Source organism: Pseudonocardia hispaniensis (genome assembly GCF_042658695.1).
In the GTDB taxonomy this organism is placed as follows: domain Bacteria; phylum Actinomycetota; class Actinomycetes; order Mycobacteriales; family Pseudonocardiaceae; genus Pseudonocardia; species Pseudonocardia hispaniensis.
Genome location: NZ_JBHSQW010000002.1, coordinates 45,728 through 62,780 on the forward strand (window position 1 = coordinate 45,728; position 17,053 = coordinate 62,780).

General features: G+C 71.6%; 33 protein-coding genes and 1 pseudogene. 19 read left to right on the top strand and 15 right to left on the bottom strand.

The features are described from left to right. Positions 1–168 precede the first annotated feature (168 nt). Genes ACFQE5_RS01570 through ACFQE5_RS01595 form a run of 6 tightly spaced genes read left to right on the top strand, consistent with a single transcriptional unit; the run spans position 169 to position 2,027 of the window. The gene (locus tag ACFQE5_RS01570) at positions 169–345 is read left to right on the top strand and encodes a hypothetical protein (protein ID WP_379581919.1); all 177 of its coding nucleotides are present in this window, start codon (positions 169–171) and stop codon (positions 343–345) included. Further along, the gene (locus tag ACFQE5_RS01575) at positions 345–803 is read left to right on the top strand and encodes a DUF433 domain-containing protein (protein ID WP_379581921.1); all 459 of its coding nucleotides are present in this window, start codon (positions 345–347) and stop codon (positions 801–803) included. Before ACFQE5_RS01570 ends, ACFQE5_RS01575 begins: the two co-directional genes overlap by 1 nt. A 56-nt stretch (positions 804–859) precedes the next feature. Beyond that, positions 860–1,132, top strand: a complete 273-nt coding sequence (locus ACFQE5_RS01580) for a hypothetical protein (protein WP_379581923.1) — start codon at positions 860–862, stop codon at positions 1,130–1,132. Next, positions 1,132–1,422 (top strand): hypothetical protein, encoded by a 291-nt coding sequence (locus ACFQE5_RS01585; protein WP_379581925.1) that lies wholly within the window; start codon positions 1,132–1,134, stop codon positions 1,420–1,422. Before ACFQE5_RS01580 ends, ACFQE5_RS01585 begins: the two co-directional genes overlap by 1 nt. Then, complete coding sequence (locus tag ACFQE5_RS01590) at positions 1,415–1,690, top strand: hypothetical protein (RefSeq protein ID WP_379581926.1); 276 nt, start codon at positions 1,415–1,417, stop codon at positions 1,688–1,690. The genes ACFQE5_RS01585 and ACFQE5_RS01590 overlap by 8 nt, the downstream gene beginning before the upstream one ends. Next, positions 1,683–2,027 carry a hypothetical protein gene (locus tag ACFQE5_RS01595; protein WP_379581928.1) on the top strand — a complete coding sequence of 115 codons (345 nt, stop codon included), beginning with the start codon at positions 1,683–1,685 and terminating at the stop codon, positions 2,025–2,027. The genes ACFQE5_RS01590 and ACFQE5_RS01595 overlap by 8 nt, the downstream gene beginning before the upstream one ends. 172 nt (positions 2,028–2,199) lie before the next feature. Here ACFQE5_RS01595 and ACFQE5_RS01600 read toward each other — a convergent pair whose 3' ends face one another. Further along, a complete protein-coding gene (locus tag ACFQE5_RS01600; RefSeq protein ID WP_379581930.1) occupies positions 2,200–2,373 on the bottom strand; it encodes a hypothetical protein in 174 nt (57 codons plus the stop codon). 164 nt (positions 2,374–2,537) lie between these two features. Between ACFQE5_RS01600 and ACFQE5_RS01605 the strand changes: the two are divergent. From ACFQE5_RS01605 to ACFQE5_RS01665, 13 genes and pseudogenes are all read left to right on the top strand, one after another. Beyond that, a pseudogene (locus tag ACFQE5_RS01605) lies at positions 2,538–2,699 on the top strand (helix-turn-helix domain-containing protein); the annotation flags it as partial. 303 nt (positions 2,700–3,002) lie between these two features. Further along, positions 3,003–3,431: a hypothetical protein gene (locus ACFQE5_RS01610; RefSeq protein WP_379582067.1), complete on the top strand. Its 429-nt coding sequence runs from the start codon at positions 3,003–3,005 to the stop codon at positions 3,429–3,431. Further along, positions 3,428–4,717 carry a replicative DNA helicase gene (locus tag ACFQE5_RS01615; protein ID WP_379581932.1) on the top strand — a complete coding sequence of 430 codons (1,290 nt, stop codon included), beginning with the start codon at positions 3,428–3,430 and terminating at the stop codon, positions 4,715–4,717. Before ACFQE5_RS01610 ends, ACFQE5_RS01615 begins: the two co-directional genes overlap by 4 nt. After that, positions 4,714–5,037 carry a hypothetical protein gene (locus tag ACFQE5_RS01620; protein WP_379581934.1) on the top strand — a complete coding sequence of 108 codons (324 nt, stop codon included), beginning with the start codon at positions 4,714–4,716 and terminating at the stop codon, positions 5,035–5,037. Before ACFQE5_RS01615 ends, ACFQE5_RS01620 begins: the two co-directional genes overlap by 4 nt. Before the next feature lie 475 nt (positions 5,038–5,512). Next, entirely contained in the window at positions 5,513–5,659 is a 147-nt protein-coding gene (locus tag ACFQE5_RS01625) for a hypothetical protein (RefSeq protein ID WP_379581936.1), read from the top strand. Continuing rightward, positions 5,656–6,054 carry a hypothetical protein gene (locus ACFQE5_RS01630; protein ID WP_379581938.1) on the top strand — a complete coding sequence of 133 codons (399 nt, stop codon included), beginning with the start codon at positions 5,656–5,658 and terminating at the stop codon, positions 6,052–6,054. Before ACFQE5_RS01625 ends, ACFQE5_RS01630 begins: the two co-directional genes overlap by 4 nt. Beyond that, entirely contained in the window at positions 6,051–6,464 is a 414-nt protein-coding gene (locus tag ACFQE5_RS01635; RefSeq protein ID WP_379581940.1) for an SsgA family sporulation/cell division regulator, read from the top strand. Before ACFQE5_RS01630 ends, ACFQE5_RS01635 begins: the two co-directional genes overlap by 4 nt. Continuing rightward, the gene (locus tag ACFQE5_RS01640) at positions 6,461–6,712 is read left to right on the top strand and encodes a hypothetical protein (RefSeq protein ID WP_379581942.1); all 252 of its coding nucleotides are present in this window, start codon (positions 6,461–6,463) and stop codon (positions 6,710–6,712) included. Before ACFQE5_RS01635 ends, ACFQE5_RS01640 begins: the two co-directional genes overlap by 4 nt. After that, positions 6,709–8,025: an Eco57I restriction-modification methylase domain-containing protein gene (locus ACFQE5_RS01645; RefSeq protein WP_379581944.1), complete on the top strand. Its 1,317-nt coding sequence runs from the start codon at positions 6,709–6,711 to the stop codon at positions 8,023–8,025. Before ACFQE5_RS01640 ends, ACFQE5_RS01645 begins: the two co-directional genes overlap by 4 nt. Beyond that, complete coding sequence (locus tag ACFQE5_RS01650; protein WP_379581946.1) at positions 8,022–8,291, top strand: hypothetical protein; 270 nt, start codon at positions 8,022–8,024, stop codon at positions 8,289–8,291. The genes ACFQE5_RS01645 and ACFQE5_RS01650 overlap by 4 nt, the downstream gene beginning before the upstream one ends. Further along, positions 8,291–8,809 (top strand): WhiB family transcriptional regulator, encoded by a 519-nt coding sequence (locus ACFQE5_RS01655; protein WP_379581948.1) that lies wholly within the window; start codon positions 8,291–8,293, stop codon positions 8,807–8,809. Before ACFQE5_RS01650 ends, ACFQE5_RS01655 begins: the two co-directional genes overlap by 1 nt. Further along, positions 8,806–9,051 carry a WhiB family transcriptional regulator gene (locus ACFQE5_RS01660; RefSeq protein WP_379581950.1) on the top strand — a complete coding sequence of 82 codons (246 nt, stop codon included), beginning with the start codon at positions 8,806–8,808 and terminating at the stop codon, positions 9,049–9,051. The genes ACFQE5_RS01655 and ACFQE5_RS01660 overlap by 4 nt, the downstream gene beginning before the upstream one ends. A gap of 35 nt (positions 9,052–9,086) precedes the next feature. After that, positions 9,087–9,311: a hypothetical protein gene (locus tag ACFQE5_RS01665; RefSeq protein WP_379581952.1), complete on the top strand. Its 225-nt coding sequence runs from the start codon at positions 9,087–9,089 to the stop codon at positions 9,309–9,311. A gap of 85 nt (positions 9,312–9,396) precedes the next feature. Here the strand turns inward: ACFQE5_RS01665 and ACFQE5_RS01670 are convergent, their stop codons facing one another. From ACFQE5_RS01670 to ACFQE5_RS01735, 14 genes are all read right to left on the bottom strand, one after another. After that, positions 9,397–9,765, bottom strand: coding sequence for a DUF6221 family protein (locus tag ACFQE5_RS01670; RefSeq protein WP_379581954.1), 369 nt, complete (start codon positions 9,763–9,765; stop codon positions 9,397–9,399). Between the two features lie 101 nt (positions 9,766–9,866). Further along, positions 9,867–10,277, bottom strand: a complete 411-nt coding sequence (locus ACFQE5_RS01675) for a DUF6221 family protein (RefSeq protein ID WP_379581956.1) — start codon at positions 10,275–10,277, stop codon at positions 9,867–9,869. Further along, entirely contained in the window at positions 10,274–12,151 is a 1,878-nt protein-coding gene (locus ACFQE5_RS01680; protein ID WP_379581958.1) for a hypothetical protein, read from the bottom strand. The genes ACFQE5_RS01675 and ACFQE5_RS01680 overlap by 4 nt, the downstream gene beginning before the upstream one ends. Before the next feature lie 68 nt (positions 12,152–12,219). Further along, a complete protein-coding gene (locus ACFQE5_RS01685) occupies positions 12,220–13,188 on the bottom strand; it encodes a hypothetical protein (RefSeq protein WP_379581960.1) in 969 nt (322 codons plus the stop codon). Continuing rightward, positions 13,188–13,583: a hypothetical protein gene (locus ACFQE5_RS01690; protein WP_379581962.1), complete on the bottom strand. Its 396-nt coding sequence runs from the start codon at positions 13,581–13,583 to the stop codon at positions 13,188–13,190. Before ACFQE5_RS01690 ends, ACFQE5_RS01685 begins: the two co-directional genes overlap by 1 nt. Before the next feature lie 27 nt (positions 13,584–13,610). Further along, the gene (locus ACFQE5_RS01695) at positions 13,611–14,039 is read right to left on the bottom strand and encodes a hypothetical protein (protein ID WP_379581964.1); all 429 of its coding nucleotides are present in this window, start codon (positions 14,037–14,039) and stop codon (positions 13,611–13,613) included. A gap of 10 nt (positions 14,040–14,049) precedes the next feature. After that, positions 14,050–14,388, bottom strand: a complete 339-nt coding sequence (locus tag ACFQE5_RS01700; RefSeq protein ID WP_379581966.1) for a hypothetical protein — start codon at positions 14,386–14,388, stop codon at positions 14,050–14,052. Continuing rightward, entirely contained in the window at positions 14,388–15,035 is a 648-nt protein-coding gene (locus ACFQE5_RS01705; RefSeq protein ID WP_379581968.1) for an HNH endonuclease signature motif containing protein, read from the bottom strand. Before ACFQE5_RS01705 ends, ACFQE5_RS01700 begins: the two co-directional genes overlap by 1 nt. A gap of 146 nt (positions 15,036–15,181) precedes the next feature. Next, entirely contained in the window at positions 15,182–15,421 is a 240-nt protein-coding gene (locus ACFQE5_RS01710) for a hypothetical protein (protein ID WP_379581970.1), read from the bottom strand. Next, the gene (locus ACFQE5_RS01715) at positions 15,421–15,648 is read right to left on the bottom strand and encodes a hypothetical protein (RefSeq protein ID WP_379581972.1); all 228 of its coding nucleotides are present in this window, start codon (positions 15,646–15,648) and stop codon (positions 15,421–15,423) included. The genes ACFQE5_RS01710 and ACFQE5_RS01715 overlap by 1 nt, the downstream gene beginning before the upstream one ends. Next, positions 15,648–15,917, bottom strand: a complete 270-nt coding sequence (locus tag ACFQE5_RS01720; RefSeq protein ID WP_379581974.1) for a hypothetical protein — start codon at positions 15,915–15,917, stop codon at positions 15,648–15,650. Before ACFQE5_RS01720 ends, ACFQE5_RS01715 begins: the two co-directional genes overlap by 1 nt. Further along, positions 15,914–16,117, bottom strand: coding sequence for a hypothetical protein (locus tag ACFQE5_RS01725; RefSeq protein ID WP_379581976.1), 204 nt, complete (start codon positions 16,115–16,117; stop codon positions 15,914–15,916). Before ACFQE5_RS01725 ends, ACFQE5_RS01720 begins: the two co-directional genes overlap by 4 nt. Positions 16,118–16,140: 23 nt before the next feature. Further along, positions 16,141–16,713: a hypothetical protein gene (locus tag ACFQE5_RS01730; RefSeq protein ID WP_379581978.1), complete on the bottom strand. Its 573-nt coding sequence runs from the start codon at positions 16,711–16,713 to the stop codon at positions 16,141–16,143. 80 nt (positions 16,714–16,793) lie between these two features. Beyond that, entirely contained in the window at positions 16,794–17,045 is a 252-nt protein-coding gene (locus ACFQE5_RS01735; RefSeq protein WP_379581980.1) for a hypothetical protein, read from the bottom strand. Positions 17,046–17,053 lie beyond the last annotated feature (8 nt).

Sequence of the window (17,053 nt, forward strand, 5' to 3'; positions counted from 1 at the left end):
CTGTCGCCCGCGCCTGGCAGCGGGTGGCGGCATGAGCCTGTTGCGTCGTCTGGCCGAGGTTGTGCTGTCGGCGGTGGGCTGTCTGGTGTGGGTGGCCGTCGTCATCGTGACCCAGACCAGCCACCACCGCGAGGAGGGCGACGGGTGAGCCGTGTCGATGAGGTCGTTGTGGCGCGGTTGATCGCTGGTCGGTTGCGTCGGTCGGACGCCCGTGATGTGGATGTGGAGGCTGCGGTGCGGCGGATGCGTGCTGATGGTGTGTCGGTGTCGCAGATCGCGCGCCGGTTGCGGACGGGGGTTGGTGCGGTGCAGCGGATCGCGCGAGATGCCGAGGAGAGCCGCTGATGCCCGAGCCCTATTGCCGTGACCTGGTGGGGGCGGTGCGTGTGCACCCCGACGACGACCCGAACACCCCCGACGCCCGCCGGATCATCCGGTCGTCTGGCGGCGTGTGGCAGCAGATCACCGGCTCCCATATCACCTTTGCGATCTTGGAGGAGTGGCGGGTGCAGCCGCTGCCCGACCTGGCCCGCGTCCTCGGCCACCCCGACTCCACCCAGCCAACCCCGGGCGCGGATGAGCTGCTGATCGTCACCCACCCCGCCCGCCGGGGCGGACGCCCCACGATCGGGCACACCCGGCTGGATGTGGCCACCATCTGGGAGTGGCTGGCGGCCGGGGAGACCGTCGAGCAGATCTGCCGCGCCTACCCGCACGTCACGGCCGGGCAGGTGCGGGTGGTGGTGGCGCTGCACACCGACCTCACCGACACCGACACCGACGAGGAGGCCTCCTGTGTCTGACCCGACGATCACGATCACCGGGAACCGAGATCGAGACAATACATATTGTCCGGCTGTTGGTGGATGGTGCCGGGCTACGAGAGGACCCCCTCGGCTGCCGCTATCGGCCCCGTCACGTCGAGATCGAGTACAGCTGCCTGGGCGCGGGCGAGCCGCGGCGGGTGCAGGTGCGGCTGAGCGGGCCGGAGACCCGCGAGGACGGCACGGACAGCGACCGCGCGACAGGCCAGACCTGGTGGCGCGCTGCCGACACCCCCCGGCCAGAGGGGATGCCTGCCTGGCTGGCCCGGCTGGTCGCCGACCACCACCCCGACAAGGAGACCCCGTGATGGGCGGCTGCGCCGAGACACAGCAGGCCGCGGCCGCGACCCTGCGGGAGGCCGCCACCCTCGCCGGGGCGGAGACCAGCGTCGCCGACGCGGTGCGGGCCGCCTGGCAGCACCTGCACACTAACCGGGCGGCTCTCGCGACTGTGTTTCGGGCGTGGGCTGATGCCGAGCAGGTCGACGACATCCCCACCCTGGCGGGTGTGCTCCGCGGTCGACACGGCACGCCCGCCCAAGTCGCGGCCGGGCTCCGGCAGGCCGCCACCCTCCTGGAGGACACCCCCGATGAGTGACCCGATCACCATGCACGGCGCGGGCGAGAGCCGCCACCTGGCCGCTCTCGCCCGCGAGCTGACCTACGCCGCCGAGGTCACCCGGCTGCGCTCCCAGCGGCGGGCTGTGCTCGCGCTGCACCGTGACGCCGGACCCAGCGAGGGCTACGACAGCAGCGGCCGCTACACCGACCTGCCCCGCTGCTGCGACACCTGCGGCACGCACGGCGAGTACGGGGTCCCGTGGCCGTGCCCGACCGCCCGAGCCCTCGGAGCCACCGATGAGTGAGCACCGCTGCCCCCTCCCCGACCGCCCCGAAACCCGCATCCTCGACGACGACACCGCCGACCTCGTCGCCGACATCCACGCCATCGCCGACCACCTCGACACCCTCGGCGCCGCCGGCGCCCGCGACGTGCTGCGCCGGGCCGCAGACACCCTCGACGAGACGGCGGGCGCGCTCGAGCGGGAGCGCCGCTACCGCACCCTCGGCGGCCCACCACCACCCTGTGACCCGGGCTGGGCCAACCTCGCGCTACCGCCGCCACCCTCGGCGAGCGACCCGGACGCGCCACCCCACCACCGGCCCACCCGCAACGAGGCCGGGACAAACGGCCGGACATGACCAGACTCTGCCGCCGCTGCGGAAAGCTCCTCACCCCCGTCTACCCGGGCCAAGAGGTGCACCCCGGCTGCGCCGACGGAGAGAACTGGTGGACAGACGAAGACCTCGAACGCTGGAGCCGACGCGCGGCCCAGCAGCGAGGCAACAAAGAGGTGGCCTGATGGCCGGGTGTCTAGTCCTCCTGGAGGAGGTGCTTGTGGCGCGCCACGTAGCGCATCAACGCGGCCCTCAGAACATCCGAGACGCGCTCGCGCCGCAGTTCGGCGATGCGTCGAGCGGTCTGCCAGAGTTCGTCGTCGACCGCCACCGTATGCTGCGGCGTTCTCCGGCGGGTCGGCACGATCACACCCTATCCCATGAGATCGGTGCCTGTGCGGTGCCTCGCCGGTCCGCTTGCCAGTCCTCGATCGACACGGGTACGTTACTGCCTATGCAATGCATAGGCATTGCGGCAGTGGCGGCGCTCTTAGGTTCCCATCACATGAGAGGTGCTCGGTGAGCGTCCGCGTCATGTCGCTGGTCTGGGACTCCACCGTCCCGGCGCCCGAGAGGTTCACCCTGCTCGCCCTCGCGGACAGGGCGGACGAGGACGGCAGGTGCTGGCCGTCGATCGGCACCCTGGCGCAGAAGTGCTGCACCGGAGAGAGCACCGTACGCCGACACCTCGCCGCGCTGGAGCAACAGAGAGTAATCACTGTGCAGCGCAGGTTCAACGCCAGCTCGCTCTACACGATCAGTCTGGACCGGCTGCGAGAGTTGGCCGCAGACAACAAGACCCCCTCCCAATCTGACACCCCCTCCTCCCAATCTGACAGGGGGTGTCAATCTGACACCCCCTCCCAATCTGAGCGGACCCCCCCTGTCAAATTGAGCGGACCCCCCTCCCAATCTGAGCACCTATCCATCATTGATCCGTCAGTTGATCCGTCAGGTGGGCCGCGCAAGCGCGGCACCCGCATCCCCGACGACTTCGTCGTGACCGATGAGATGAAGGCCTGGGCCCGCACCCACACCCCGCTCGTCGGCCAGGCCGAGTCCGATCTGTTCGTCGACTACTGGCAGGCCGAATCCGGGGCTCACGCCACGAAGCGTGACTGGCGCAAGGCGTGGCAGGTGTGGATGCGCCGCGAACAGAAACGCGTCGAGCGGCGGCGCCCCACCCTCCGCTCCGTCCCCGCCCCCCGCGCCTCAGACCCGGACGCCGCGTTCGCCGACCTCCGCCGCCGCGGCGCAGCCCTCGAAGCCAGCCGGCTCATCGAGCCCAACTGGATCGAACCGAGCCAGCCACCAGACGACCCGACCCCACCCCGCGAGTGGCTCCACGCCCGCCGCGTCGAGTGGATCGACACCCACGCCGCCGCCATCCGCGCCGCCCTCGCGAATCCCGACCGGAGAACCGGATGACCGAAACCACCGAACTCGAACTCCGCTCCGACCCCGCCGAGCAGGCGCTGATCGGGGCCGTCGCCTTCCACCCCGACGCCCTCGCCGGGGTCCTCGCGTCGCTGCCGGGCAGCGACTTCTACACCCCGGCCCGCGGCGTGGTCTGGGACGCCTGCCGCCAGCTGTCCGCCGACCGGGTGCCCATCGACCCCGTCTCGGTGGCCCGTCACCTCACCGCCCAGGACGGCTGGACCCCCGCGGTCCAGCGAGTCGTGCGGGCGGAGATGACGAGTGCGTCGAGCGCCGTGCACGCGGTCGCGCAGGCCCGCGTCGTCGCCGACCTGGCCCGGCGCCGCGAACTGCTGCGGGCGTTCAACCGGGCCCGCACGGTCGCCGCCGACCACCCCGGCAGCGCGTCGGACGCGAAAGCCGCCGCGCTCGCCACCCTCGACGAGATCTCTGGCGACGACGACCAGCGGACCGGCGGCACGCTCGGCTGGTCGGACCTGTGGGACGAGTTCGAGGCCGCCCACGCCCCCGGCGGATCCGCCCCCGGCCTCCCCACCCCCTGGTACGAGCTCGACGAACTGATCGGCGGGCTCTACCCCGGCCGGCTGTACACATTCGGTGGCCGCCCGGGCGCCGGCAAATCGACCGCGGCGCTGAACATCGCCGCCCACGCCGCCGAGAACGCCCGGCGAGTCCTGGTGTTCTCGAAGGAGATGCCCACCGTCGACGTCACGGGCCGCATCCTCGCCCGCGGCGCCCAAGTCGATCTCCGCTCGATCAACCACCGGCGGCTCGACGACGCAGCCATGGCGCGGATCCGGACGTACGTCGCCAAGATCGGTGAACTGCCGATCAAGGTGAACGCCTCGCAGGTGTCCCTCGGTGGGATCAAGACCCTGGCCCGGGCGCATCATCATCGGTCCGGTCTGGACATCCTCGTCGTCGACTACCTCCAGCTGATCCACACCGACACCCCGTCGCGGACCCGCGAGCAGGAAGTCGCGCAGGTGTCCCGAGAGTTGAAAGCGCTCGCGATGGAGCTCGGGGTTGCGGTGGTGGTGCCCGCACAACTCAACCGCGGCCCGGCGAGCCGGGCAGATGCCCGGCCGACGATGAGCGACCTGCGTGACTCCGGGCAGATCGAGCAGGACAGCGACGCGGTGGTTCTGCTGTGGCACGAGACGACCGCCGACGGACAGCCCACCGGTGACGTGACGTTCATCGTGGACAAGAACCGGCACGGGCCCCGTGGCGAGATCAAACTGCGGTGGCACGGCGGCTACGGGGTGATCGGATGATCCGGCCGAGCTTTGCTTCGACGATCCATGCGCTCAAGCTGACCGTGCCGTCGCTGGGCGTCGCTCCGACCGAGGAAGAGATCGATGTGGCCGAGGTGCTGGCCTTGATCGCCGATCATCATCAGGGCAGCGGGGACGAGCCAGACGCTCACGGCTACTGGGGTCGCTGCCGCGGCTGTCGCAATCGGTGGCCGTGCGCGGCCTGGCTCTACGGGGAGGAGCTGGCAGTGCAGTTTCTGGGGCGCGCTGCGGACCGGGTGTGGACGCACGCCAGGGCCGTGATGGACGAGCAGCGGCGTCAGGAGCGCAAGACCGCTTGACCGCGAGCAATTTTCTTATGCCTTTATTGTTGTGTGTTACACACGGCAGATGTAGGGCAAAGACAACAAATGGAGGTGGGGATGCGAGGCGACAGTGCAGGTCACGCCCAGATCGCTGCGGATGACGCGCTCCTGACCGTGCTGGGCCGAGGTGGTCCGACGCCGGTGGGGGACGTGCTGGCGGAGATGCTCGCCGCGTGGCGGGCATACCTCGTCGCCGACCCGCCCCTGGATATCGCCAGGCTGGACCAGGCGCTTGCCCAAATCGGCCATAACACCGTCCAAAAACGCGCAGGACGTTTCCGGGGCCCCAACCCTTGCGGCGCCGAGCGTCCGGCCGCGTGCGGCGAAAGCAGCGGTGCGGAACCCACCTCTGTGGGTCGCAGCGCCCCCTAGAGCGGGTGCCGTCGCGGGTCGAACCGGGGGATGCAGTCCCCGCGACGGCACTCACACCAACCGACCAAGGAGACACACCATGCACCGACGTGCCCACTACCCCGACCGGCTCGTGCCGCTCGTGGACGACACCGCGTTCTGGGTCGGAGCCCTGATCGGCGTCGCCACCCTCGTCGCGGTCGGGCTGTTCCTCACCAGCCTGTTCATCCTCGGCGGCCTGCTGTGAACGCCCTCGACATCCCCACCGACGACCTCATGGCCGGGTTGCGCCGCTACGCCGAGGGTGATCTCACCGTGACCGCCGCCGTGGAGCTGCTGATCGCCCACGCGCATTGGTTGGACCGCGTCCCGTTCCGACGGCTGATCGACTGGGCACCAGCCAGCGACGAAGGCCCTGCCTACGCCTACCCCGACTGGGAGGCGCTGGAGCTGCTGGCCCACAACCCGCACACCCAGCCAGCGAGTCTCGGCCCGATCTTCGACACCCCGTCCGAGCTCGGCGTGCTGCAGGTCGCCTGCTCGCTCGCCCGCGACTGGCTCGGGGAGGCGATCACCGCGTGCGACCCGGTCAACGTGCGGCTGATCGCCGCCGCCGTCCTGGCCGCCGGAGGTGCCCGGTGAACGAAGTCCAGACCGTCCTGCACCCCTACCCGCTCGCCGGCGGCCGCGTGTACCCGCCCGTGCAGGTGATCCTCACCTGGCGGCCCACCCGCCCGCACGAGGTCACCCTCACCGCTCCCGGGGCGGCTCCCGGGGCGGCGTGGGTGTTCGCCCGGGATCTGCTCGCCGCGGGCCTCGACGCCCCGGCCGGGCTCGGCGACGTGTCGGTCCTCCCCGACCTCGCCGCCGAGGAGGAACGGGTCGAGCTCGTGCTGTCGTCCCCATCGGGCCGGATGGCGCTGCCCCTGCCTGTCGCCGTGCTGCGCAGCTTTCTGGCCGCGACCTGGGACATCGTCCCCGCCGACCACGAAACCCGGGTGTGGGAGGCCGCCTGGACCGACGGCATGTTCCCGGCCGGGGGTGCCCTGTGACCGGCGCCGGCATCGAGCAGCTCGGTCTCGCTCTCGACACCGCCCCGTATCCCGGTCAGCGGCTCATCTGGACCCAACCCGACGGTGCCCAGGTGTTCGTGCGGGTCACCCGCGTCTACGACGGCGTCGTGTGGCTGCGCTGCCAGCACGCCGGCCGGCGGTGGACCCGCCGCCACCGGCTCCCGTTGTTCCCGTCTATGCGGCCCCAGGCGTGGACGGCTGCCGACGTGTTGGAGACGATCCGATGACCGCCGACATCGAGCCGCGGCTTGCCGAAAGCCACACGGCCGCGCAGGCGGTCACCGCCGCAGCCACCCGCCACGCCCGCGCGACCGGGCTGCTCAAACCCGACACGGTGCTGGCCGAGGCGCATCCAGCGCTGGCCGGGTTCGCCGACCCGCGCTACAACCCGGCCGCCGACCTGCCGGTGGATGTCGAGGCCGCGCCGCCGCCGCCGTCGGCGGACTGGTGCACCCGCTACCTCGGCGAGCTCTACCAGGCCGAGTCGACGGAGGCCCGCAAGGGCCGCGCCCTGTGCCAAACCCCCGAATTCGTGTCCCGGCTGCTGCTCACCTGCACCTGGGACAACGCGGTGCACGCCCTGCACCGGGACCCCTATCCCGAGGCGCCGGCGCCACTGCCGGTGCGGGCGATCGATCCGGCGTGCGGCACCGGGCACCTCCTGGTCGACCTGCTCCAGGCGGCGTTCGTCGACTCGCAGCTGCGGGACCGGGAGGCGCGGGTGCGGGATGCGCTCGCCGTGGTGCACGGGGTGGATGTGGACCCGTTCGCGGTGGCGATCGCCCGGTACCGGCTGCTGGTCGAGGCGTGCCGGTGGCTGCGCTGCCGCCTGGATGAGGCCCCGCCCGATCTGCCGATCCAGGTGGCGGCGGCGAACAGCCTGCTCTACCGGGAGACCGCGCCGGCCGAGGACGGGGCCCTGTTCGCGGTCGACCCGGCGCCAGCCGATCTGACCCCGCCGGGTGGGCCGCACGCGGACGCGCACCTGTTCCCGGGGATCCTCGCCGACGGCCGCTACGACGTGGTGGTCGCCAACCCGCCGTATGTGACGGTGAAGGACCCGGTTGAGCGGGACGCGATCCGGGGCGCCTACCGGCAGGTGTGTTCCGGGCGGTACAGCCTGGCGGTGCCGTTCGAGCCGCTGCTGCACCGGCTGGCGAAACCGGGTGGGTGGGTGGCCCGGATCACCGCGAATTCGTTCATGAAACGCGAGTTCGGGCGCCCCCTGATCGAGCGGTTCTTCCCGACGATCCACTTCGAGTGGGTCATCGACACGTCGGGTGCCTACATCCCCGGGCACGGCACCCCCACCGTGATCCTGGTGTCCCGCAACCAGCCACCGGCCGGGGACCGGGTGCGCACCGTGCTCGGCAAGCGGGGGGAACCGACCCGCCCGGAGCGCCCGGAGCGCGGGCGGGTGTGGCGGGCCATCGCCGACGCCGTCTACCGCTTCGAGCGGGGCCGCCGCTGCGCGGCCGATCTGTGGCGCGAGCACGACCTCGCGATGCCCAGCATCACCGAGCTCGAGGAGTCCGCGTGACTGGCCCCGAGTACGCGAACGCGCTCGCGATCTCCACCCTGCCGATCATCGCCGCCGTCCGCAACGGCGACGTCCCCGCCCTCCGGGCCGCCGTCCGGACCAGCCTGTCGATCACCCCACCGCCAGGGGTTGACCCGTACGAGGCACTCGCCACCGTGCTCGCCGCCCAGGTCGACGAGGACACCACGTTGTCGGAGCGGCTGGCCTGGACCCGGGCGTTCGACCCCCGGGTCGCCGCCGCATGCCAACCCAGGAGGACCGCCTGATGGCCCCGAAACGATCCAGCAACGTCACCGCCATCGTCGGGCTCTGCGCCGGCTGCCACCGCGCCATGGCCCCCGTGGGATGCGACATCCCCGGCGTCGTCCGCGTCACCGACGACCCCCACCACTGCACGTCGTGTCTCACCTGGCTCCGCCGCAACCCCGGCCGGGACCTGGCTGACAGCCTCGGGCACGCCCACCGCCCGCCGCAGGAACGCCCCATCGCGGACTGGTCCTGGCGGCTGGACGCCGCCTGCCGCGACGCGGGCCCAGGGGTGTTCGACCCCGCCGATGTGGACGAGCGGCCGCACCCGCCGCCCGCGGTGGCGCGGCTGGCCGCGACGGTGTACTGCGCAGCCTGCCCGGTCGCGGACGAGTGCGCCGCCGAGGCCGACGCTCACCGCTACGAGGGCCTGTGGGGCGGCGCCTGGCGGTGGACCCCGGCGTGGAAACCGTCCGCGTACAAGACCGTGGACCTCCTCGGCGAGCTCACCGAGGACGAGGAGGTGGTGGTGGCGTGACCCGCCGTGTCACGTTGGTGCCGACCGAGGACGACTGGCGAGCTCGCGCGGCCTGCGCGTCCGCCGCCGCGAACCCCCGCTGGTTCGGGCCACCCGAAACCGGCGGTGACCTCGCCCGGGCCGCCGTGTTCTGCGCCCGCTGCCCCGTCCGGGTCGAGTGCCTCGCCGCCGCCGAGGCCGACCCGTACTCGACCGGCATCTACGGCGGCCAGTTGGTCAGCGCGAAACGCGGCTGGGGATGACCGCGATGACCATGCAACCGGACCAAAGGGGGATCATGAACGTTCTGCGTGCCACCGCCTACGTGCTCACCTCGCTCGCGTCGCTGCTGTTCATCGCGATCGTCATCTGGGCGGGGGTGAAGGCCGTCCAGCTGCAGCAGGCATTCTCCGACCTCGGCGGCTCGCCGTTCGGCACCTCGACGCCGGTGGAGGGTGCGTCGTCGGGGGAGACGCAGTGGGAGTGGCTGTGTAGCCAGGACCCGTCCACGCCCGGCTGCTGACCAGGGACAACAAGATCCCCACCTTGGCCTTCGAACCTAGTGGGGATCTTGTTGTGCGCAGGATGGTCCACCGAGAAGCGGTGAATCAATCCTCCATCAGCCAGGCCGGGTGGAAGTGAGGGTGAGCGCGATACGGCTGCGCGAGCGCCTCGACGGCCTGCCGCAGCGCTTTCTCGGCCGACGGCTCACCGTGGTTCGGGTCGCACGCTCGGTGGTACAGCTCGAGGATCTGCCGTTTCGCCGTCACTTCGACCAGCACCCGCTCCGGGTTGTGGCGGACGACGTGCTCGCCGACAGCCCGACCGCGACCGACGAGTATGCGGTCGGGATCGTCGACATCGGTGAGCTCCAAGGCATCCCCGCCGGCCGCGCGCGCGATGCGCTCGTCCTCGTCGAGCCGCGCCTGCAGGAACTCCACCAGCGGCTCCGTCCGGATCGGTGTCGCCTTGCCCACTGTCCATCCTCCGTCCCTGCTGGCCAGCTGTCGTTGAGCGGCTGTGGTTGTACGAACCTACGGCCTGCCTCGGCCTCCTGATGGACGAGGAACGGCGAACATCATCTGGCGCGCCGCTCCCAGGAGGGGTGGAAGTCTGGGTGGTCACGGTACGGCTGGGCGAGCATCAGCGCCGCCTTCTCGATCGCATCGAGGTAGCCGTCGTAGTACGGGTCGCCCACCTGGGTGTCGGCGCGCGTGTCCGCGAAATCGTCGACGATCCGCCGCTTCGCGGCCACGTCAGCCAGCGCTGGATCCGAGTCCTGCCGCTCCTGGGCTGATTGCTCGTTCTCGTCGAGCCGCGCGCACAGAAAGTCCACGAGCCTGTCGGTCTTCGCCCTCTTGGGGCCGCGGATGATGCCCGGCCCGAACCGCGGGGGAGGCTTGCTACTGTACGAAGCGTCGAAGCCCATCTGGCGCAACTCGCGGATCTGGCGAAGGAGTTCGATGCTGATCGGCGGCTCGCTGCTCACCTGGTCGTTCCCTCCTGAGCCGCGATGAGCTCGTAGACACCGTGTGTGTCGGTGCGCCGTACCCGTCGGCCCTCGAGCAGCTCCCGCAGCGCCAGCTTCACCGCGGATGCTGATCGGCCAGTCTGGTCGATCAAGTCCTGCCGCTTCATCGGTCCGTTGGCGAGCAGCGTTACCACCTGGTCGCGCGTTGTCGCCGCCTCCACCACAGCCGGTGCCCTCACCAGCTGCGCGCCGGAGATCTCGGCCAGGTCCGCCGCCCGCAACGCCGCGGCCCGCTCGTGCCGGGCGGTGAAGTCCGGGCCGAACGCCCGCGCCGTCATCTCATCCAACGGAGCGTCCGCCGTCGTGGTGAACCAGTCCTCCACCGTCGGCACCGGCAGCTCTCGTTCGGCGGCGTCCTTCGCGTCCGGCAGATACCGGGCCCGGAACGGCGCCGTCCGCGCCCCCGACCCGGGCGCCGCCACCAGGTACCCGAACCCGGGGAGCACCGGCAGCTCGTACGGGTCCAGCTCGAGGCCGGGGATGAGGTGGCCGGCCATCTTCGACACGGTACGCAGCGCGACCCCGTTCCCGGCCAACAGCGACGACCGGAGCGGCTCGCTGTGCCCGAACGTTTCCAGCCCGGAGTGCTGCGAGGCGGCTAGGACCGCGACCCCGATCTTGCGGCCCTCCCGTGCTACCGCCGCCCACCGCACCGCCGTCCGCGAGTCGAAGATCCGGTGGCATTCATCGACGATGCACAGCACCCCTGGTAGCTCCGGGCCTGGGGTGAACCCGGCCAGCTCGTGCACCCGGTTGTGCTTCTGCCGGATCGCCATGCCCCGCTCCAGCGCGCCCAGGATCATCTGAGCCTCCGCTGGCCCGCCAGCCCAGGTGGCGTGCTTGGCGAGGATCGGGCTCGACGCGCCGTCCTGCCCGTCCAAATAGATGATCAGCGTGTGGCCCATCGCCCGCGCTGCCACCGCCATAGCTTCGAGCAACCTGGACTTTCCCGAGCCTGATCCGCCGAGAACGAAACCTCCCCAGATGCTGTTGGTGGTGTAGAGCCGCCAGGTGGCCTCGCCGATGCCGTCGGCGTGCGGGCCGAGCAGGAGCCGCCCGTCCTCGCACCGTGGCCGGTCGAACCACACGGTGTCCTGGATCGGGGACCGGTCGATGATCTGCAGCCGGGCGATCGACGGATCGTTGGTGTCGGGGTGCTGCTCGAGCACGATCCGGTCGATCGGCTGCCGTAGCCCCTGGGAGATCTCCGGCAGCCGCGCGAGTACCCGTGCCAGGGGCTGGCGTCCGGGCACCAGCTGAACCGACCACGACCGGCCGTGCTCGGTCACCCCCGGCTCGTACAGCTGGGCTCCCGCGACAGGGCCGCCCTGGTCGGCCACGTGCTGCTCCCACAGCTCGAGGATCGTCGCTGGGATCTCCGGCTCCGAGACGTCCCGGCCATCACGCGGCCAGTGATGCTGCCACCACGGCACGGCCGCTACCGCCCCGGCAAGGACCAGCCACTGGTCGGTGGCGGCCACCCCGGCTGCGGCGGTCCACGCCAGCCACCCCCCGCCGAGGCCCAGCAGCGCGCCCGCGTAGGCCCGCTCGACAGCACGGTCGAGCCGGTGCCGCAGCCGCATCCACCACCAACCGGCCGCCACCACCCCCGCAGCCACACCCACCGCTACCGGGGACTCCCCGGACAGCAGCGACCCGGCCAGCCACAAACCGGCCAGCAGCACCAGCGGCGCCAGGATGCGTCGGCCACGCCACAGCAGCCGCCGCCCCGTCCGCGTGGCCCGCGGCCGCGGCGGCTCCGGCTCAGCGGCCAACGCGGCCCGGATCTCCGCCGCCCGCAGTTGCTGCTCCCGACGTGCGCGACGCCCCACCTGGAACCTCCCTTAGACGCGGGAGGGGACCGACCACACTCGATCGGCCCCCTCGGAGATGACTTAGATCAGTGCCGGTACCAGTCGGTGCGTGCGGTGTGCGCGGTCGCGTTGATCGCCTCCTCCACCAGCCCGTGCCGGGCGTTGAGCCCGTCGAGAGTGCGCTGCGCCGCCGTGCTGGTCGCGTCCGCCGCCTTCTCCAGCTCGGCCGCTGCCGCCTCCAGGTTGTGCGCCGCCTCCAGCAGCACGGTGATGTCGGCCATCGTCTGCGGGTCGATGTCCACCTCGGCCAGGCTCGCCTGCATCGTCTCCGCCGCGGCGCGCAACTGCGCCGCCTCCGACTGGGCGGCCGCGGCGGTGTCCAGATGCAGGGTCGCGACCGCGGCCATCGACGACAGACCCTCACGGGTCTGCTCGATCGTCGCCGCCTCGCCGGTGGTCACGTGCTGAGTCACGATGGTTCCTCCAGGTCCGTTGATGCTCGGTCCAGTTGCGCCCGCGCCCGATTCGGCGGGCTCGGGTGTCACGTCCTCTGTCACGTCCCCGCGCCGCTGGTTGCGCTGCGCGCACGGGCACGACCAATCCACGTTGGTGCAGCCGCAGCCGTCGGTCTCCGCCGCGGTCTGCCGCGCCGCATGCCCGCACCGCGGGCACCGGCCGGTGACCCAGTGCCGCCACGACGGCGCGCCCGGGTCGTCACGCCGGTGGTCACGCTCAGCGCTGCGGCGCGCGCGGCGTTCGACGGCGCGGGTCTTGCCCTTCTCCCAGCCCTGCCGCCACCCCGCCCCCAGGGACCGGCCGGCGCCGCGGGTCACCCGCCACGTGCCGCGGGCCAACACCCCGGCGCCGACCCCGCCGGCCAACGCCCACCGGGCGGGGGAGCGCCAGCCTCGCCGCCGCACCTGCTCCGCCTTCGTGGCGGCGGCTCGGCGCGCCCGGGTGGTGGTGGCCCGGGCCCCGGCGCGGGCATCGGTCCAGCCCTGCTCGACGGCGCCGACGATCGCGTACGCCGCCGCGAAACACAGGATCAGCAGCATCACAGCTCCCCGTCGCGATACAGCTGCCGCGCCACACGCTCGATCTCGCGCCAATGCTTGTTGACCAACCGCCGGGCCTCGTACTTCGCGTCACCCAACGACATCCCGGTGCCTCGTAGGGCCTTCCGGGCATCCCGCTGGTCATGCCCGCACCCGTACGGCAGAAACCAGTGCTGGCGCGCACTTGCGCAGATACCAGCTAGCGAGATCACCGCACTCTCCACGGCAACCTCTCGCTTGTCCCGCCCGTGGGGCGGGGCGTCGTCCATGACGCCTTCGTCGCCGTCCCTGATGATCCGCGCGTACCTGACCGTCCAGCCGAGCTGTCGAGCGGCGACCACGTGCGCAGCCTCGTGCATCGCCACGGTCCATCGGCGCGACGACTTGTCGATCACTGGTTCAGTCGTGAAGAAACCCACCGGTCAGCCCCCGAACATGAAGCTCAGGCCGTTGCCGACCGCGGTGGACAGGAACCCCAGCGCCGAGAGCACCGCCGCCCCGAACGCCCCCGCCGCGGCGGCCTGCGCGAGCGGGGGGATCGCGATCGCCGCGACCGAGGTGAGCCGCCCCGCCTGGTGGCGCGGCCACAGGTCCCACAGGAACACCGCCAGCGCGAACAGCAGCAGCAGCGACGGCACCGGCGACCCGAACAGGTACGCCGTCGCCAACCCGGTCGTGCGGGTCGCCCACGCGGCGCCGTTGTTGAGCCAGCCGGCGATCGCGCCGGTCACTCCGGCAGACGCTGTCAAAAAAAGCACCGCCATCGTCTTCGGCGCCGAGCGTTTCCACCACAGGAACAGGGCGGCGGCGAGCGCGAGGACGCCGACGCCGGCGGACACAGCAGAGAACATCAGCCGCTCCTCACCACGTCGCCCACAACACCAGGGCGAGCACCGCGAACAGCAGCAGCCGCGACGGCCGCTGCAGCACCCACGCGACGGCATACAGGGCGATCGACACGGGGATGGCGACGCCGTATCCGTAGACCTTCCCCATGAATTCCAGGACCGGGGCCTGCTCACCTGGCACCCATTCGCCCGCCGCCGTGTATGAAGCGAGAGCTGCGAGGCTCGGCGGAGCTTGGTTCCACGTTGATCGTTGCTTGACCTTGATCGTCTCGCCTGGCTCCACCGGCTTGCGGGACTCGGTGAGTGGAGCCACGAGCGCTTGGACCAGCCTGGGCCGGTTCTTCGACGCCATCAGCGCCGCCTCCCTTGGATGATCAGTCCTACGAGCGAGGCTGAAACCCCGAACTTGAGTGCAAGAACTCGCTGGGTTGCCTCACCGGCTCCATGCGCGCGTCGAATCTCGGCTACGTCGGCATCGCTCAGGCGCTGACGGGAGTTCAAGAATCCGCGCCGTTGCCACGGGGCTCGCGCGCCGTGTTCTGCGGCAATCTCCATCACTCGCGAGGCGCTCAGGCCGAAGCGCGCCGCCAGATCCGCGGACGACTCGCCGCGTTCCCACCGCTCCAGGAGGTCCGCGCGCTGTTCGTCCGAGATCCGACTCTTGATGAAGAACAGGTCGATCCTGCGTCTGCCCTTCATCTTCGAGTCGTGCTGGTTGCTCCGATCATCGCCGAGGAACAGGTGTGTCGGGTTGCAGCACGGCGGGTTGTCGCAGGTGTGGCAGACCAGGAATTGGCCCGGGTCTGTGCCGGTCGCCAGCTTGTACGCGACTCGATGGGCGAGGGCGTGCTTGAAGCGGCCGTACCCTTTCTTGTTGCGCGTGCCGCTCCATGGCCAGCAGGCGACCGGTCCGCCTGACCGGTCGACGTGTTGGTCGAACTGCGCTCTGACGGACTCGACCGAGGTCCCGATGATCTGGTCCAGCGGTCGCAACGGCACCCGCCGGACACGCTCCGTGACCGCCGCGGCGTGGGCTACGATCGGGCCTCGCGTGCGCGCGCGCGTCGCCCGCGCGTCGGCGCGAGCACCCGGGCCTGACCCCTCGCCTGGCCTGTCCCCTGTCCCATCACGCAGCGACACATACGTCACCGCCTACCTCCCTTGGTCGGTTCCAACGCCTCCGCCGTCGTCAGCAGGTACTCGACGACCTGCTCCCCGACGGCCACCGCGACCTGCGGGTCCGCGCCCGCGATCAACGCCCGCACGTAGTCCGCGGCGTAGGCGATCCGCCTCGACGGCACGTGCGCCGCGGTGATCAAATCCAGGTAGCGGGCCCGCCGGCGGGCGGCGCGGGCCGCGCTGCGGTCCCAGCGGCGGCCGGCCATCACCGCGCCGCCGTGAACCGCGTCCAGCCCCCGCCGCCGCGCTGGCGCCGCCAGATCAGCACGCAGTGGGGAAGGATCCGCTCCGGGTCGGGCCAGCCCTCCCGCGCCACGGCGGACAGCAGCGCCGCCCGCAGCGCCGCCCCGTCGGTGGGGTCGACGAACGCCGCCCACTCCTCGCGGGTGTAGCCGTCCCGCTTGAACCGCATCTCCAGCATCTCCGCGGCCATCAGGCCACCTCCCTCGTCCGTGTCGTTGCCGCGGCGGTGTGGCGGAGGCAGCGGCAGCCGTCGGGGGCGCAGCGCAGCTGCCGGAGGTCGGCGCGCTGGTCGGCGACCAGCCCACCCAGCCACACCCACGCCGCGGCCACCGCGCCGGCCACGACCGGGAGCAGCCACATCCACCACGGGCCGGCGGCGAGCGCGATCCCCCAGAACGTCACGGCGGCCAGCCCAGTCACGGCGGCCGGTAGCACCGCCCGCACCGTCGCCGCGGTCACCGGTCACACCAGGGATCGGTGGTCGGGGTGTGGCGGCGGCACACCCACCCGGCCACCACCCCAGTGGCCGCGAGCGCGGCCAGGCCCGCCCACCAGCCGAGCAGCAGATACGCCGTGAGCCCGGCGGCCAGCGGGGCCGCCACCAGCAGCGCCGCGAGCAGCGCCTCGACGCTGTCACGGTGGGTCGTCGTGTCGGTCACGATCGGGTTTCCCTTCCCTCGGGTCACGCCGCCACGACGGCGGGCGTCTTGTTCTCCTGGGCGCGTTTGCGGGCCCGGGCGCGCTGCTGCCGTTCGCGGGCCAACCGGCGGCGCCGTTCCTCGGGGGTCTCCTTGACGACGTCCGCGACCGCCTCGGGAGCGGCTGATGAAGTCACGACCGGGGCAGTGGGCTCGGTCAGGTGCGCATCACGCGCCGCCGGTGCCTTCTCCTCGGCCTGCGCCACCTGTCCTGCCTGCGGGATGTCACACCGTGGCGGGGCGTCACGCCGGGCCGTCGACGTCGCTGGCGGCGCGGCAGCCCGCGCAGCCATCACGACCAACGCCTCCATCACCGCGCCAGGCACCCACGCGATCAGCCAGGGCAGCCCCTCCTCGTGCAGCAGCAAAGTCACGTGCACGAGGGTGTAGAGCGCGGCACCACCGCAGATGAACGACATCACGGCAGCCCGCTCGACCCGGGCCCAGCCGGTCACACCATCCGACGCCCGCCACAGCCGGACAGCGACGGGCAGCACCAACGACATGAACACGCCGACCCCGACGAGCACCCCCGAGCGGGGCAGCGCCCACGTCACGTTCCCGGCGAGAGACCCGGCGACGCCGAGGAGGATCGCCGTGCGCGCAGTAGCGCGTCGGACAGGAGTGGCCGGGCGAGCTAGATCGTCTTGTTGACGCGCCGCCAGAGCGTGGTCTGCGGCAGCTCGGTCATCGCGACCATCTGCGGCCAGGACACCCTGCGGCGGCGCAGCTCGCGGATCAGCTCGGCGCTCCAGCTCGGGGCCTGGCTGCCGGTCAGCTCGGCGTCCCGGATCCCGGCCACCAGCTCCTCGGTCTCGACCTGCGACAGGTCCTTGCTGAGGAGATCGGCCAGGTTCATCAACGCACGTGTCTCCTCGGGGCTTGTCACATCCGGAA